At 66.4% G+C, this 15,019-nt stretch carries 14 protein-coding genes and 1 pseudogene; 6 read left to right on the top strand and 9 right to left on the bottom strand.

What is annotated here, in order from left to right; translation table 11 throughout:
- Positions 1–15: 15 nt before the first annotated feature.
- The 8 genes and pseudogenes from AC1DVI_RS24805 to AC1DVI_RS24770 form a co-directional block, all read right to left on the bottom strand.
- Positions 16–363 carry a nuclear transport factor 2 family protein gene (locus tag AC1DVI_RS24805; RefSeq protein WP_476960228.1) on the bottom strand — a complete coding sequence of 116 codons (348 nt, stop codon included), beginning with the start codon at positions 361–363 and terminating at the stop codon, positions 16–18.
- Positions 326–1,557: pseudogene (locus AC1DVI_RS24800) on the bottom strand (IS3 family transposase); the annotation flags it as partial. The gene AC1DVI_RS24805 and the pseudogene AC1DVI_RS24800, both read right to left, overlap by 38 nt.
- Positions 1,558–2,103: 546 nt before the next feature.
- Positions 2,104–2,523 carry a response regulator gene (locus AC1DVI_RS24795; protein WP_476960227.1) on the bottom strand — a complete coding sequence of 140 codons (420 nt, stop codon included), beginning with the start codon at positions 2,521–2,523 and terminating at the stop codon, positions 2,104–2,106.
- A gap of 223 nt (positions 2,524–2,746) precedes the next feature.
- Positions 2,747–3,631 carry a LysR family transcriptional regulator gene (locus AC1DVI_RS24790; protein WP_476960226.1) on the bottom strand — a complete coding sequence of 295 codons (885 nt, stop codon included), beginning with the start codon at positions 3,629–3,631 and terminating at the stop codon, positions 2,747–2,749.
- A 75-nt stretch (positions 3,632–3,706) separates the two neighbouring features.
- Positions 3,707–4,114, bottom strand: a complete 408-nt coding sequence (locus AC1DVI_RS24785) for a PaaI family thioesterase (RefSeq protein WP_149162903.1) — start codon at positions 4,112–4,114, stop codon at positions 3,707–3,709.
- Positions 4,115–4,136: 22 nt separating this feature from the next.
- Complete coding sequence (locus AC1DVI_RS24780) at positions 4,137–5,573, bottom strand: aldehyde dehydrogenase family protein (protein WP_149162904.1); 1,437 nt, start codon at positions 5,571–5,573, stop codon at positions 4,137–4,139.
- Between the two features lie 29 nt (positions 5,574–5,602).
- Positions 5,603–6,817: a CaiB/BaiF CoA transferase family protein gene (locus AC1DVI_RS24775; RefSeq protein ID WP_149162905.1), complete on the bottom strand. Its 1,215-nt coding sequence runs from the start codon at positions 6,815–6,817 to the stop codon at positions 5,603–5,605.
- A 47-nt stretch (positions 6,818–6,864) separates the two neighbouring features.
- Positions 6,865–7,755 (bottom strand): NAD(P)-dependent oxidoreductase, encoded by an 891-nt coding sequence (locus AC1DVI_RS24770; protein WP_149162906.1) that lies wholly within the window; start codon positions 7,753–7,755, stop codon positions 6,865–6,867.
- Between the two features lie 292 nt (positions 7,756–8,047).
- Between AC1DVI_RS24770 and AC1DVI_RS24765 the strand changes: the two genes are divergently transcribed.
- Entirely contained in the window at positions 8,048–9,406 is a 1,359-nt protein-coding gene (locus AC1DVI_RS24765; protein ID WP_149162907.1) for an MFS transporter, read from the top strand.
- A gap of 69 nt (positions 9,407–9,475) precedes the next feature.
- Here the strand turns inward: AC1DVI_RS24765 and gcvA are convergent, their stop codons facing one another.
- On the bottom strand, positions 9,476–10,360 hold the full coding sequence (gcvA, locus tag AC1DVI_RS24760; protein ID WP_149162908.1) for a transcriptional regulator GcvA: 885 nt from the start codon (positions 10,358–10,360) through the stop codon (positions 9,476–9,478).
- Between the two features lie 261 nt (positions 10,361–10,621).
- Between gcvA and AC1DVI_RS24755 the strand changes: the two genes are divergently transcribed.
- The 5 genes from AC1DVI_RS24755 (at position 10,622) to AC1DVI_RS24735 (ending at position 14,818) form a co-directional block, all read left to right on the top strand.
- A complete protein-coding gene (locus tag AC1DVI_RS24755; protein ID WP_149162909.1) occupies positions 10,622–11,458 on the top strand; it encodes an oxidoreductase in 837 nt (278 codons plus the stop codon).
- A gap of 233 nt (positions 11,459–11,691) precedes the next feature.
- Positions 11,692–12,096, top strand: coding sequence for a Zn-ribbon domain-containing OB-fold protein (locus tag AC1DVI_RS24750; protein ID WP_149162910.1), 405 nt, complete (start codon positions 11,692–11,694; stop codon positions 12,094–12,096).
- Entirely contained in the window at positions 12,093–13,244 is a 1,152-nt protein-coding gene (locus tag AC1DVI_RS24745) for a thiolase family protein (protein WP_476960225.1), read from the top strand. Before AC1DVI_RS24750 ends, AC1DVI_RS24745 begins: the two co-directional genes overlap by 4 nt.
- A 3-nt stretch (positions 13,245–13,247) precedes the next feature.
- Entirely contained in the window at positions 13,248–14,000 is a 753-nt protein-coding gene (locus AC1DVI_RS24740; RefSeq protein ID WP_476960224.1) for an SDR family oxidoreductase, read from the top strand.
- A gap of 14 nt (positions 14,001–14,014) precedes the next feature.
- Entirely contained in the window at positions 14,015–14,818 is an 804-nt protein-coding gene (locus AC1DVI_RS24735; RefSeq protein WP_476960223.1) for an enoyl-CoA hydratase/isomerase family protein, read from the top strand.
- The last annotated feature ends 201 nt before the right edge of the window (positions 14,819–15,019 follow it).

Here is a 15,019-nt window from a genome sequence, read left to right as displayed (position 1 = left end):
AGGACAACTGCTCTGCTACTGCGTCGGCGTCACGCGCTGCCAGAAATCGTTGAACGCGATGCTGTCGAAGAACGCGGTCGCTTTGATGATCCGGTCGTTCCGCAGCGTAAGGAACCACGCGTAACTGTTGCGATACGGCTGGCCATCGCGGGCCGTTCCTTCCGCATCGAAATGCACGATCACCGTGTCGCCGTCAGCATAGAGATTCCGGATTTCCGGAACGAAACGGCTGGCCATGCGGGCACCGAAGGGCCGGATCACGTTGCTGAGGAAGTCCTCTCGGCCTGTACCGCGGCCCGGAAATGAGACAGCCGGCTGGGCTTGTTCAGGCGGCCAAGGGTAGCTCGGCCATGAGCGTCTCATCAACCCCGAGCTGGTCGGCGCGCACCTGGGCCGGGGTGCGGTGTCCATGTCGGGCGACGAGCCAGGTTTCGTTGTAGTGGCGGGCGAACTCGACCAAGGCCAGCCTCAGCTCCTCGACGGTGTCGAAGGTGTGGACCCAGAGGAAGTTCTCCTTGAGCGTCCGGATGAAGCGCTCGGCCACGCCGTTGCCCTCCGGCTCACGCACGAAGGAGGGCGAACTGGTGATGCCCAAGCATTTGATTTCGGCCTGGAAGTCGCCGGACATGTAGTTCGAGCCGTGATCGTGGCGCAGCGTCAGCCCGGTGGCCACACCCGGGCCGATGCCGCCGAAATGGCGCAACACGCCCTGGCGGACCGGTTCCAGGGCCTCGAAGCGGTTGCCGCTTTTCGAGGCGTGAATGCCCACCACCTCGGAGTTGGCGTGATCGACCGCGATGAAGACGCGCGCCACGCCCTCGGCCACGGTGATCGTCTCGGTCATGTCGGTGCCCCACATCACGTTCACCGTCTCGGTGACAATGGTGCCGTCGTGCGCTCGGGTGCGCCGCCGCCCGACCCGATGCGGCGCCAGCAGTCCGTGCGCCCCCATCAGCCGCCGCACCCGGCGGGCCGAGGTGCGAATGCCGGCATGACGCAGACGCGCCCAGATCTTGCGGTAGCCCTCACCGTGAAAGCGCGAGGCGAGGATCTGCTGGCGGATGTGCTCGACCAACTCGGCATCCCGGCACGGGCCAAGCGGGCCTGGGCGCCGGGGCATCGCAGGTGGGCCGACCGTCCGGTGACGGTAGACGGTGGCGCGCGACACGCGCCAGATCCGGGCAACCCGGGCCAGACCGTAAGGGCGACCAGTGGAGGGCGAGGTGGTCCGGCTCATCGTCTCGACCTCCGCCGGGCCAAAGGGCGCTTGCCCTCCAGCGCGCTGATCTTCTCCTCCAGCAGCTCGTTGGCCATGGTGATCTCGCCGACCTTGGCCTTGAGGCGGGCGATCTCCGCATCGCGCTCGTCGCGCTCGCGTTCCTTCATGGCCGACGCGGCGGCCGCCAGAGCGCGCTCGCGCCACTCCGATAGGCGTGCCACGGTGACGTTCAGCTCGCGGGCCACGACCTCCAGCGGCTCGCCGCGCAGCAGGCGCGTGACCGCCGCCACCTTGCGCGCCGCGGAGAAGCGTTGCGGCGTGCCGGCGTCCGCGCCCGAGGGGGCGCCTGCGCCAGCGTGATGGGCGCGCTCCGGCGCCCCCTCGGGCTTACGCCCCTGTTCCTTGTCCATGTCAAAGACCTCCCGTTGCGGTTCAATCTACCGCAGCCGGGTGTCTCATCGAACAGTGCCGCGCCCCAGAAGTCCTCTCGGCCCGTGTAGGTGCGCGCAACCAGGGATGCACCGACGATGGTCCAGTCGGCGTTCTCGTCAAGCAGGTCGTAGGGGCTTCCCGTACCGTCCCGCCATGCCTCGAAGCCTTTGGTAACCGTCGCCCGATTGCGCACCTCCACGCTGTCGGGCGTCTGCTCCGCCGCAACCGCCGGAACCGAAAGGGCGCTTCCGAACGCCAGCGGCACGCACAACGCTAAGGGAGCAAGGGTCCATTTCCTTTTCCGTTGCCGCGTTTGCACGGTCACGCCTCCTTCAGAAAATGATCGATCCGAGCGTTGGCAGAGCAGCGTGCAACACGCTGAGCGCTTTGGGCCGTGAAGCGTTGTTGCGTAATGTTAAGAGGTGTTCAGTGCCGAGGTGGGAACAGGCGTTTCATCGTTGCGATGCTGTTGCCGGCTGTCGTACCTCCCCGCCCCCCGTCGGAGCGATGCCCTTACCGGTTCCTCGTGCTGCCGACAAAACTGCCGACCGCAGTTTGTCGAGGCCGAACGGCATTTCGAGAATCGGCACCTTGTCCTGCATCAGCCAATCTGACGTAAGAAAATGTGCCGCCAAGCCGATGGCGCCGATCGGGTGCCGACGCAACAGGCTTTCGATCTCGTTCAAATCGCTCACCAAGTCTATGTTGAACAGAACAACGTCGGGTGTGGCCTCGCTCAGCGCCGCGGCCAACTCGGTGCGCGTGGAAACTACTTCGCACCCTCCCACACCCCACTGCTCAAGCATCAGGCGGAGGCCCGACGCAATGGCAGGATTGGCATCGGCAATCAAGACTCTGACTTCGCTTAGCATGGGCATTGTCATTCCGCCTGCTGGGTCGGAATTACGCCAAATCTCTTGCTGCAAGAACCCACGCAGTCGAGCCGGCGTCTGTTCCGCGATTGATACGGCACGCTGTGCCTGAAAGCGGTTGTACGCCGTTCATGCCGGAGTCATAATCCGGAGATTTGTTCTTTCCTTGATGAGCTGGATTCAGCAGTGGTGATTGTTGCGATACCCCCGTCGGACCAGGGGATCAAGCTTTGATCGCCTCGATCAGAGCGCGCATCGCCGCCGATACATGGCGCCGGTTGGGATAGTACAGGTAAAGCCAATCCTCCGGTGCGCACCAATCATCCAGACATTGGAACAATCGACCCGCCTCAATATAAGGGCGCGCGTAGCCTTCCCAGACATAGCCCAGGCACACCCCGCCCAACACAGCCTCGATCATCAGTTCGTTGTCGTCGAGCGCCAGCGGCCCGCTCGGCTCGAAGACAAAGCGCTCACCATCCTTTTCAAATTCCCAAGGATAGGAGATGCCGCTCGGGTACACATTCTGGATGCAGGTGTGCTGCCGCAGATCCTGCGGCAACTGCGGGAGGGGACGAGTTTCAAAATACTCGGGTGATCCCACGACGACAAGGCGCAGGCGCGGTCGCAGCTTTACACCGACCATGTCCTGCGAAATCGTTCCGCCCAGCCGGATTCCCGCGTCGAACCCGTCGTTGACGATGTCCACCATCCGGTCCGTCGCGATGACTTCGAGACGGAGCGCGGGATTGTTGCGGATCAGGGGGCCGATGACCTTGCCGAGGACGAATCGTCCGATGGAGTGCGGCACGTTGATGCGCACCGTTCCGAAGGGCGCATCGCGAAACTGGTTGAGGCTGTCTACGGCATCACGGATCTCCAGAAACGCCGGGGCCAGCCGTGCGTTCAGGAGATCGCCTGCGTCGGTCAGCGACACGCTGCGCGTCGTGCGGTTCAGCAAACGGACCCCGACGCGTTCCTCCAAGCTCGTCACCGCATGGCTGATCGCCGATGCGGTGACTCCGCGTTCCAGGCCGGCAAGTCGAAAATTCCGTGTCTTGGCCACGGAGACGAAGGCTGCCAGCTCGGACAGTTCGGACGCGCGCATTCCCAAATCCGTTCATCAGCGTCATGACCACCCCAACTCTAGCCGAGGCAGGTGGCCGACACCACGGATCAGAGATCAACGCGGCGGCATCCGCTTGAAGCTTCCCTGCGCCGTTGCGACGACCGAACCGTCGCCGGCATGGACCACTCCGTTTGCGAAATAGATGCGCCTTCCGCCCCCCGTGACCGTCCCTACGGCGCGCAAGCGACCACCCTCCACACGCGCCAGATAGTTCACCATCAAGGACAGCGTCACGGCTTGACCCTCGCCCACACCCTCGGCCACGCCGGTCCCGTCATGGAGGCCGGCATAGCCGCAGGCGGCATCAAGCATGGTCGCAAGAACCCCTCCTTGCAGGATGCCCTGTCGGTTGGTGTGGCGATGATCGACCACAAGGTCGAACTCCGCCATGCCCGGCTCCCACCGCGAGAGCGTGAGGCCGATCATGGTGAGGAATGCATTGTTGTGATGATCGAGATTCATGACGCCTTCCAAAATCCGCCACCTACAGCGTGATGATGACCGACTTCAGCTGGGTGTAGTGCGACAGGGCGTCGATGCCCTGCTCACGCCCATAGCCGCTGTGCTTGAAGCCGCCGCAGGGCGTCTGGACGAAGCCGCCGCTGTAGTCGTTGACGACGATGCGCCCGGCTTCGAGCCGTGCGGCAACGCGGTGGACGCGCCCGACATCCCGGCTCCAAATTCCTGCGGCCAGCCCGAAGTCGGACTCGTTCGCGATGCGCACCGCGTCGCCCTCGTCCTTGAACGGAATGACGCACACCACCGGGCCGAAGATCTCCTCGCGCGCGACGGTCATGTCATTGGTGACGCCGGTGTAGACCGTGGGTTCGATGTACCACCCGCCGCCCAGGCGGGGATCGTCGGCCACGCGGCCACCGATGGCGGGCGTCAGCCCGTCGCGCGCCGCGGCCTCGAAGTAGCTCTGGATCTTCAGGAACTGCGCGTGGGTGGTGATGGGACCGGACGTCGCGCCATGCTCGGGACCGACGCGCAGTTCGGCCACGGCCGTCAGCAGCTTGTCCACGAAGCGGTCATGGATGCTCTCCTGCACCAGAAGGCGCGTGCCCGCCGCGCACCACTGCCCGCTGTTCCAGGTGAAGGCGCGCGTCGAGCCGATGGCCGCGGCGTCGAGGTCGGCGTCGTCGAAGACGATGTTCGCCGACTTGCCGCCGAGTTCGAGCGTGAGCGGAAGAACGCGGTCCGCCGCGATGCGGCCGAGTTCCTGGCCGACGCGCACGCTGCCCGTGAAGGAGATCTTGCGCACCTCCGGGTGGTTGGCCATCGCCGGGCCGATCACGCTGCCCTTACCCACGATCACGTTGAGCACGCCGGGCGGCAGCCCGCCTTCCTCGACCGCGATGCGGGCCAACTCGACCAGCGAACCCGACGTGTGTTCGGACGGCTTGGCGGCGACCGTGTTGCCCGTCGCCAGTGCCGGCGCGATCGCCCGTGCCGCCTGATGAAGCGGGGCGTTCCAGGGCAGGATCACGCCGATCACGCCGAACGGATCGCGGCGGGTGTAGACGTGATGTCCGGGCCCGACATTGATCACCTCGCCGTCCATCACGTTGACGATGCCGCCGTAGAACTCGAAATACTGGGCGGTCAGGTCGATGAGCTGGGCCATCTCGATGCCCGGCTTGCCGGTCTCGCGGGATTCGATGGCGCCGAGCCGCTCTTCGTTGCGGCGGATTGCGCGCGCGGTCTCGACCAGGATGCGGCCGCGTTCGGACGGTCGCGTGTCGCGCCACGCGGCCAGTGCGTCCGACGCCGCAGCGACGGCCCGGTCGAGATCCTCGGGCGTGCTGTCGGCGACCCGCTGCATCCGGGTGCCGGTGCGCGGATCGAACTTGTCGAGATAGGCCCCCTTCAGCGGTGGCGCGGAGCGTCCCGCAATGTGGCTGTCGACGGTCGCAAGCATGGCTTCTGTCCTCCCGTAATCTGGTCTTGTCATGGGGCCGTCCGCGGGTACTGGGAGCCGATCACCTTGCGGTCGAGCAGTTCCGCGATGGCGCCGCGGGAAAATCCGAACGACGCGAGGATGTCGGCGGAATGCTCGCCGAGCGCGGGGGCGGGGGCGTGCGGCACCGCGTTGGACTCGCGACTGTTGATCGGGAAGCCGGGAACCCGGATCGTTCCCAAGGCAGGATGGCTCATCCCGGCGATCATACCGTTGGCCGCCACCTGCGGATGCCCGACAAGGTCTGCGTAGTCGGCCACCCGTGTGCACAGGACGTCCACCTTGCGCAAGACGGCCAGCCAGTGTTCGCTCGGCTGCGCTTTGAAGAGTGGGCCGAGCGTGTCGCGCATCGCCTCCCGATTGGCGACCCGCGTTGCGGAGGTTTCGAACCTCTGGTCGTGAATCAGGTCGACGCGCCCCAGCACCTCGCACAGCCGGTCCCAGCGACCGCCGTTGTAGGCCGCGACCATGATCCAGCCGTCGGCGGTCTCAAACGCCTCGTTGGGGGCTGAATAGGGCGCGGCGCTGCCCTGGCGTTTCGGCAGCACACCGTCCGCCAAGTAGCCGGCAATGGAGGGCTGCTGGAGTGCCAAGGCGGCGTTCAGCAGGTTGATGTCGAGCTGGCCGCCCTTGCCGTCGCGCCGGCGCTCCATCATCTTGGCCAGGATGCCGAGCGCCGCGACGTAGCCGGTGAACACGTCGACCACCGGCGCCTGGACCTTGCACGGTTCGCTCGCGGGCGTTCCGATGATGCTCATCAGGCCGCTGTCGGCCTGGATGATCCCATCGACACCGGGGCGCTCGGCGTAGGGGCCGTCCTGCCCATAGGCCGAGATCGACGCGTAGACGAGACCGGGGTTGTCCGCCGAAAGCACGTCGTAGCCGAGGCCGATGCGCCGCATCACGCCGGGCCGCATGCTCTCGACCAGCACGTCCGCCGTCCGGGCAAGGGTCCGGGCGACCTCGACTCCCTGCGGGGTCTTGAGGTCGAGCGACAGCCCCAGCTTGTTGCGGTTGAAGGCGTGGTACAGCGCGCTGTCGTCCCCGATCCAGGCCGGGCCGAGTTGGCGGCCGAGTTCGCCTTGCGGCGGCTCGACCTTGATGACGCGGGCGCCCATGTCGGCCAGAAGCATCGTGCAGGTCGGGCCCGCGCCGATGTGCGTGAAATCGAGGACGGTCAGGCCGTCGAGAGCATGACGCATCATGGCGTGACTCCATTCGTTCAGGGAACGGCGGCGTGCCGCCTCCGGTGTCAGGAACGGGCGATCTCCGCTCCAGCGGCGCGCTCCAGCTCCTTCACGACGACCGTCATGTCGTCGTGTCCGCCGCCATGGGCGTGGGCCAATTCGTAGAGTTGCTTGGCGAGCGCGCAAACCAGCATCGGCGCGCCGGCGGCCTCCGCCTCGGCCACGCACAGCCGCAGATCCTTGCGCATGAGTTCGAGCCGGAAGCCGAAGTCGAAACGCCGGTCGAGGACGCGGTCCGCAAGGATGCTCTCCGTGACGAAGCTGCGCGCCGTGCTGGCGTTGAGCATGTCGAGGATGGCGTCGGCGGACAGGCCGAAGCGGACCCCGAACAGGATCGCCTCGCTGGCCGCGACGAGGTTGGCGCCCACGATCATGTTGTTGATCAGCTTCAGCGCCTGCCCCTGGCCGACGCCCGTGCCGACATGGACGACGTGGCGGCCGAAGCTGCGGAAGACGGGGGCGAGCGCCTCGTAGGCCCAGGTCTCGCCGGACACCATGACGGACAGCGTGCCGGCCTGCGCGCCGGACACGCCACCGGCCAGCGGTGCGTCCAGGGCCGTGATCCCACGGCCCGCGAGCCGATCCGCGATCTCGCGGGCGGCGCTCGGCCCCGTCGTCGAGTGGTCCACGCAGATCCGGACCTTGCTCCCCTCGATCACGCCGCTGGGGCCGAGCACGACCTGCCGGACGATGTCCGGTGTCGGAAGGCAGACCAGCACCGCCTCCGCCGCATGGCCGACCGCCGCCGCCGACGGGCAGACCGTCGCGCCGAGCGCCGCCGCGGCATCGAGGGCAGTGGGGTTGGTGTCGAAGACGTGCAGGTCCTGGCCAGCCTTCGCGAGATGGCGCACCATTGGGGCGCCCATCGCACCAAGCCCGATGAAACCGATCGCCATGCCTTCCTCCCGTCTGTTGAAGCGACCGCCGGGTCGCCTTGAATTGCCGACCACGCTGCGGCACGACGGTTCGCCGGGCAAATGAGTTTCCGGCCGCGGTCCGTTGACCTCAACTCAACGACATGGGGCGCAACGGATAAGAGAAAGCGCCCGGGCCGACAGCCTCTGTTGACCTGAGGTCAACAGCACCTTGCGAAAAGCTCGCTTATTGTTTGATGACCGAACATTCACCCTTTCCCCATCGGCGCGGCTGGTCGCCGCATCGTCAGCAACGCTTGGGGAGGAAAAGGAAATGGAACGGTTGGAGGCGGCGCGTGCGCCGAATTCCGCAGCGATCTTCGCGTCATCGGACAATCCGTCATCGGACGACGCCGACGTCCGGCGGCTGACCGCCGCTCAGAAGAAGGCGATCATCGCCGCAACAGCGGGCACGATCGTCGAATACACGGACTGGGTGATCTATGCGATTTTCGCGTCGATCCTCGCGAACAAGTTCTTTCCGGCGGGCAACTCCTTCACCGCCCTTCTTTCGGTTTTCGCCATCTTCGCGGTCGGCTTCATCATGAGGCCGGTCGGCGGCGCGGTCCTCGGCGCCTTTGCCGACCGCCACGGCCGCAAGAAGGGCCTGACCCTGTCCATCCTGCTCATGTCGGGCGCGTCCTTCGTGATCGGTGTCTGCCCGACCTACGACCAGATTGGTCTGGCCGCCCCGATCATCCTCGTGCTGGCGCGCCTGACGCAGGGATTCTCGGCTGGCGGGGAATTCGGCTCCGCCTCCACCTTCCTGATCGAATCCGCGCCCGCGGACCGGCGGGCCTTCGCCGGGTCCTGGCAATGGTTCGCCATCAACGCGGGCACGCTGATCTCCTTCGTGCTCGCCTTCTCCTTCACGGTCATCGGGAGCGATGGGGGGCTGTCGTCCTGGGGATGGCGCGCCGCCTTCATCATCGCTGGGCTGCTGGGCCTGGTCACGTTGTGGATTCGGCTCTCCGTCGGTGAGACCGAGGTCTTCAAGAAGCGGGCGGCCACGGAGGGCGTCCAACGGCACCCGATGATCGACGTGTTCCGCAAGCATCCGCGCGACGCCCTCCGCGTCATCGGCATCGCCATGGCCGGCAATCTGCTCAACTACGTGTGGATGGTGAATTACCCGAGCCACGCGCACCTCGTCACCGGCCTGCCGATGAGCCAGACGCTCCTGGCCGGCATCGTTTCGGTCACCGTGTCGCTCGTCCTGATCCCCTTCGTCGGCATGCTTGCCGACCGGATCGGGCGGCGCCCGGTCCTGATCGCCTTCGCCTTCAGCTCCGCCCTCTACGCTTGGCCGAGCCTCGCGCTGCTCTCCCCGGCCACCAGCTTTCCCGAACTCGTGGCGATCCAGACGGTCGCCATGGTGCTCATGACCGGCTTCGCCGGGGCCGGGGCCGTCACGATGGCCGAGCAATTTCCGACCGAAGTGCGGGTCACCGGCATCGCGCTGCCCTATGCCCTGTCCGTCACGCTGTTCGGCGGAACCGCGCCCTACCTGATCACGGCCATGGGCGGCTGGGGATACGGCCACCTCGTGTGGATTTACCTCGCGGCCATCAGTGTGATCGGCGGGATCGTCTACACGCTCATGCCGGAAACCAAGGGCAAGCCGCTGCCCTGATCGGTTCTCTCCCCGAGGGGCGGCTGGCGGATGCCCGTCAGCCGCCCTTTCGCATGTCTTGGCCGACGCCTACGTCCGGGTTTGCGCCAGAAGCCACTCCCGGAACCGGCGGAAAGCCGGGTTGCGCATCCGGTTGCGGGGATAGATGAAGTAATAGGTGAACTCTCCGCGGTCGAGCGGCGGTCCGAAGGGCTGCACCAGACGGCGGGCACGCAGATCCTCGGCGAACAGCGCCTTCTGCGCGATCATGACGCCCTGGCCTTCCAGGGCCGCCTGATAGGCGAGCGTGGAACTCGCGTATTTCGGCCCGGCATAGGGATCGATGCCCTCGGCGCCCGCCGCTTCCAACCAGTAGCGCCAGTCGTCGAGCCGCACCAGCGAGTGAAGCAGCGTCTGACCCGTAAGGTCGCCGACCTTTTTCAAACCCGCGCGCCTCCGCAGGGCGGGGCTGCACAACGGGACCAGTTCGTTCGCGATGAGCCGGTCCACCTCGACGCCAGGCCAGTTGCCGTCCCCCAGCCGGATGGCGCCGTCGAGGTTTTCCCGGTCGAAATCCACCGTCTCCACGGAGGTCGTGAGGCGCACCTCGGTGGTCCTGTTGTCCGCATGGAACGACGATAGGCGTGGAATCAGCCATTTGACCGCGAAAGTCGTGTAGGCGCGGATTCGGACGACCTCGATGGTCGTCTGGCCGGTGAGCTTCCGGGTGGCCTCGCGGATGCCGTCGAAATGCAGCGTGATCGCCGCCAGATACTGCTCCCCTTCGGGCGTCAGGACGATTTCCCGCGGCTCCCGGCGGAAGAGCGGCGTGCCGAGATGGCTTTCCAGGCTCTGCACCTGACGGCTCACCGCACCCGGCGTGACGGACAGTTCATCCGCAGCCTTGCGGATGCTCCTGAGCCGGCCGGCGGCTTCGAAGGCGCGCAACGGGTTGAGTGGGGGAAGCCGATCCATGGCATTAGGATTGATCCGCTGTTGAGCTTTGGTCAACGGTGAATTCGGACCCGTTCGCGGCGCTCCACCCCCTCCATTGCTGAACGCCGTGCAACAGCCTGTGAAAAAGGCGGCGGATTGTTCGGGTCGGCGCCGGGTCGTAGCTTTTCCTCACCACGCCGGACCGGCGGGGCCAGGAGAAACGGACGGGCTTTCATCCCCGGCCGCTCCGTCACAAAGACCACCCTTCGTTCCATTGTTCCTGAGAAGAGGAGACGCTCCATGCGTGTGTGGTTCATCACGGGTGCTTCCCGCGGTTTCGGTTCGCTCATCGCTGCCGAAGCCCTCGCCGCCGGCGATGCGGTCGTCGCGACCGCCCGCAACCCGAAGGCGGTCACTGAACGGATCGGCGATCATCCCAACCTGCTCCCCGTGGCGCTCGACGTGACGGACGAGGCTCAAGCCCAGGCCGCAGCCGCGGCGGCTGTGGAACGCTTCGGTCGGATCGACGTGCTGGTCAACAACGCCGGTTACGGCCTGCTCGGCGCGGTCGAGGAGTCGAGCGGTTCCGAAGTCGAGAAGATCTTCGCGACCAACGTCTTTGGCCTTCTCGCCGTAACCCGGGCCGTGCTGCCGCACATGCGGCGCCAGCGTTCGGGCCATGTCATCAACATCTCGTCCATCGGCGGCTACGGGGCCTTCGTCGGCTGGGGCGTCTACGGTTCCACCAAGTTTGCGGTGGAAGGCATCACCGAGGCGCTCGCCGCCGAACTCGCCCCCCTCGGCGTCAAGGCGACCGTCGTGGAGCCGGGCTTCTTCCGCACCGATTTCCTGGACGAGCAATCGCTGGCGGTGAGCGCTGAGATCGCCGACTACGCCGAGACGGTGGGAGCCATGCGCCGTTTCGCGGCGGACGCCAACCACGCCCAGCCCGGCGATCCCACCAAGTTCGCCAAGGCGATGCTCACGCTCGCCGACGCCGAGAATCCGCCGGTGCGGCTGGCGGTGGGCAGCGACACGGTGGCCCACATCGAGCGCAAGAACGCGACGGTCGCAAGGGAACTCGATGCGTGGCGGGAGCTTTCGCTGTCGACCGACTTGTCGGCGACCGCCGGGTAACGCCTCCCGCATCGCAAGCGCACATCGTCTTCTGAACGAAGGGCCGTGGCTGCCGGGTTTTCCCGGCAGCCACGGCCCTTTTCGTCGTTCCGCCCGCCTGTCGGCAACCGGCGTTCCTGTTGAGTTTTGCTCAACCATGCTTGCCGCATTGTCGTTCTGAATGCCGGGCTTTCCTCACCTATCCTCTCACCATCGCAGCGCTGCGCTGCGCATCCAAAGGAAGGGGAGGACCCATGGAAAGGCCGAACGGAGAGAACCCGCATCCGGAGCCGTCCTGGCTCGACCGGAGCAACGGCGCCCCCCGGCTGGCTGCCTCGCGCCACCGGGACACAGGCCGCTGCGTGTTTCCGCGGGTGCCGGCCGCGTCGCCGGCGGCGCCGCGCTACGAGCCGGTGACCTTGTCGTCCCATGCCCGGCTCTACAGCCACACCGTCATCCACCCCAACCCGAAGACCGGCCAGGCTCCGTTCGCTCTCGTCTATGCGGATTTTCCGGAAGAGGTCCGGGTTTTCGGCCGGCTGGACCTGCCGGAGGGTGTGCGCCCGTCCATCGGAGCGCGGCTGGAAGCCGTCATCGACGAGTCCGCGGACGGCAACGCCCGCTATGTGTTCGTTCCCGCAGAGGAGGCCGTTCCATGAGCCGCGACGTCTACATTGCCGGGGCCGCGATGACCCCGTTCGGGCGCCATGACGCCCGATCCATGCAGGATCTGGCGCAGGCCGCCGTGCTGGGGGCGCTCGCCGACGCTGGTGCGGACCAGAATCGCATCCAGGCCTTCTACAACGCCAACGTCTATGGCGGCATGGTGCTGGGGCAGGTGCTGATGCGCGATCTCGGCATCACGGGGCCGGCGCTCTACAACGTGGAGAACGCCTGCGCCAGCGGCGCCACCGCCGTGCATCTCGCCTGTCAGGCGCTGCGCCTCGGCCTGTACGACACCGTGCTCGTCTGGGGCGTGGAACAGCTGACCCGGCTGGGTGGCGGCACCATCCCCCTCCAGCGCAACGACTACAAGACGGAGCTTTACGCGGCGCAGGGGATGACGCTGCCCACGGTCTACGCCATGCGCGGCAGCCGCTATCTTCATGAACGCCGGGAGACGCCGGAAATCCTCGCCCGCATCGCCGTGAAGAACCGCGCCCACGGCGCGCGCAACCCCTACGCCCAGCAGCGCAAGGAGGTCACGGTGGAGGAGGTGCTGAATTCCCGCCCTGTCGCGGAGCCGCTGACGCTGCTGCAATGCTGCCCGTCGCAGGTCGATGGGGCCGCCGCCCTCGTGCTGACGACGGTGAAGCCGGCATCCTCCCGGCGTCCGGTGCGTGTTCTCGGCTCCGCCGTCCAGTCCGGCCATCTCGAAGAGGGCTGCGACGACATCCTTGACGCGGAAATCACCGCCCGCACGGCGCGGCTCGCCTACGAGGAGGCTGGCGTCGGCCCGCGGGACGTCGGTGTCGTCGAGCTGCACGACGCCTTCACCATTGCCGAACTTCTCTATTACGAAGCGCTCGGCCTCTGCGAGAAGGGCGGGAGCGCCGATATGCTGCGGCGTGGGGACACCGCGCTCGGTGGCCGCGTTCCCGTCAATCCGAGCGGCGGCCTGCTCGCTAAGGGTCATCCGCTGGGCGCCACCGGCGTCGCGCAGATGGTGGAGATCGCCTGGCAGCTTCAGGGCCGTGCCGACGGGCGTCAGGTCGAAGGGACCCGCATCGGTCTGACGCAATGCACCGGTGGCGGAATCGCCGGCGTCGACCATGCGGCGTCCTCTGTCCATATTCTGGGGGTGTGAGCCATGGAAGCGCGGGATATCGTCGTCGTCACGGGCGGAGCCCGTGGCATCGGCTTCGGCATCGCCCGCCTCATGGCGAGCAGGGGTTACGACGTCGCTCTGTTCGACCGTGACCGGGCGGCACTGGACGAGGCGGCCGTCACACTGCGCGACAGCAGCGGTGCGCGGGCAGTCCCGGTCGCCGTGGACGTCACCAGCCGCATCGAGGTCGAAGAGGCCGTCGCCGCGGTCACGGCGGAGTTCGGCCGCATCGACGTGCTGGTCAACAACGCCGGCATCGTCCGTGACAAGCGGCTTTTTGCCATGGAGGAAGAGGATTGGGACGCCGTGGTGGCGACCAATCTCAAATCGCAGTTCCTCACCTGCAAGGCGGTCCTGCCCGGCATGGTCGAGCGCGGCTATGGCCGAATCGTCAACATCTCCTCGCGCGCCTGGCTCGGCGGCTTCGGTCAGGCGAACTATTCGGCGGCCAAAGGCGGTGTGGTCAGCCTCACACGCAGCCTGGCGATCGAGTTCGCTGCAAAGGGTGTCACCGTAAACGCCGTCGCTCCGGGCATCGTCGACACGCCCTTGTTCCGCACGTTCAGGGAGGATGTGCAGGAGCGCTTGAAGACGAGCGTTCCCGTGCAGCGGATCGGCACACCGGAGGACATCGCCCAGGCGGTTCTGTTCTTCGCGGCGCGCACGAATTCCTACATCACTGGCCAGCTTCTCTACGTGTGCGGTGGCCGGTCGCTCTCAAGCCCTAGCGTCTGAAGGAGAGGTGCGCCATGACCATCACCAGCAACGTCGAGGATCGGATTGGCACAATCACGATCGACCGCGCCGAAAAGCTCAACGCACTCGACCCAGAGCATCTGCGGGCGCTGCGGCGGCATCTGGCCGGCCTTTCGTCCGATCCGTCCGTAAACGTCATCGTGATCACCGGTGCGGGTGGTCGGGCCTTTTGTGTCGGTGCCGATCTCACTTCCGCTCCGGCCAGCGATGCGGGCGTCGCCGAGGCCTTTCCCATGGATCTGGAACAGTCAGGCGAGAACGGGCTCTACATCCGCCTGTTCGACCTCTCCGGCCTGCAGATCCGTAAGCCGTTGATTGCAGCCGTCGACGGATACTGCCTTGGCGGAGGATTGGAACTGGCTCTGCAATGCGACCTCGTTGTCGCATCGGACAAGGCATCTTTCGGTCTGCCCGAGGTGGCGGTGGCAAGCGTGCCCGGCGGAGGCGGAGCGACCAACCTGATGCGGGCCATCCCTCGCGCCGTCGCGATGCGGATGCTGCTGACCGGCGAGCGCATCGACGCGCAACGGGCGCTCGCCATCGGCCTCGTCAGCGACGTCTGGCCCGCGGAACGTTTTGCCGACGAGACCAATGCGCTCGCACGCCGTATCGCCGACAATGGCCCGCTGGCGGTTCAAATGATCAAGATGCTGGCCAGCCAAACCACGACGCTGCCAAGTCTTCAGGCGTTCCAACTGACGGAACTGGCCTGGAGCCTGCTGCGCGACACGGCTGACCGCCGCGAGGGGCGGCAGGCCTTTGCCGAAAAACGTAAGCCGATTTACATTGGCCGCTGATGGTTTGGGATGGTGCCGGAAACTTGTAATCTCTCCGGTTTCCGGTGGGCATCGTCACATAAACTGCGGGGCTGGCGAGCCGGAGGTGCGCCGGGCATGGTAGCGGGATGAGACGCGAGCCCGATCCCCACTACCGCCACCGCTTCCCAGCCGAGCTGATCGCGCACGCAGTTTGGCTGTACCACACGTTCCCGCTCCCGC

The sequence above is a fragment of the Azospirillum sp. P4_B5 genome (assembly GCF_056402275.1).
Note: the sequence above shows the minus strand (reverse complement) of the source record. Positions and strands in the feature narration are given on the sequence as shown.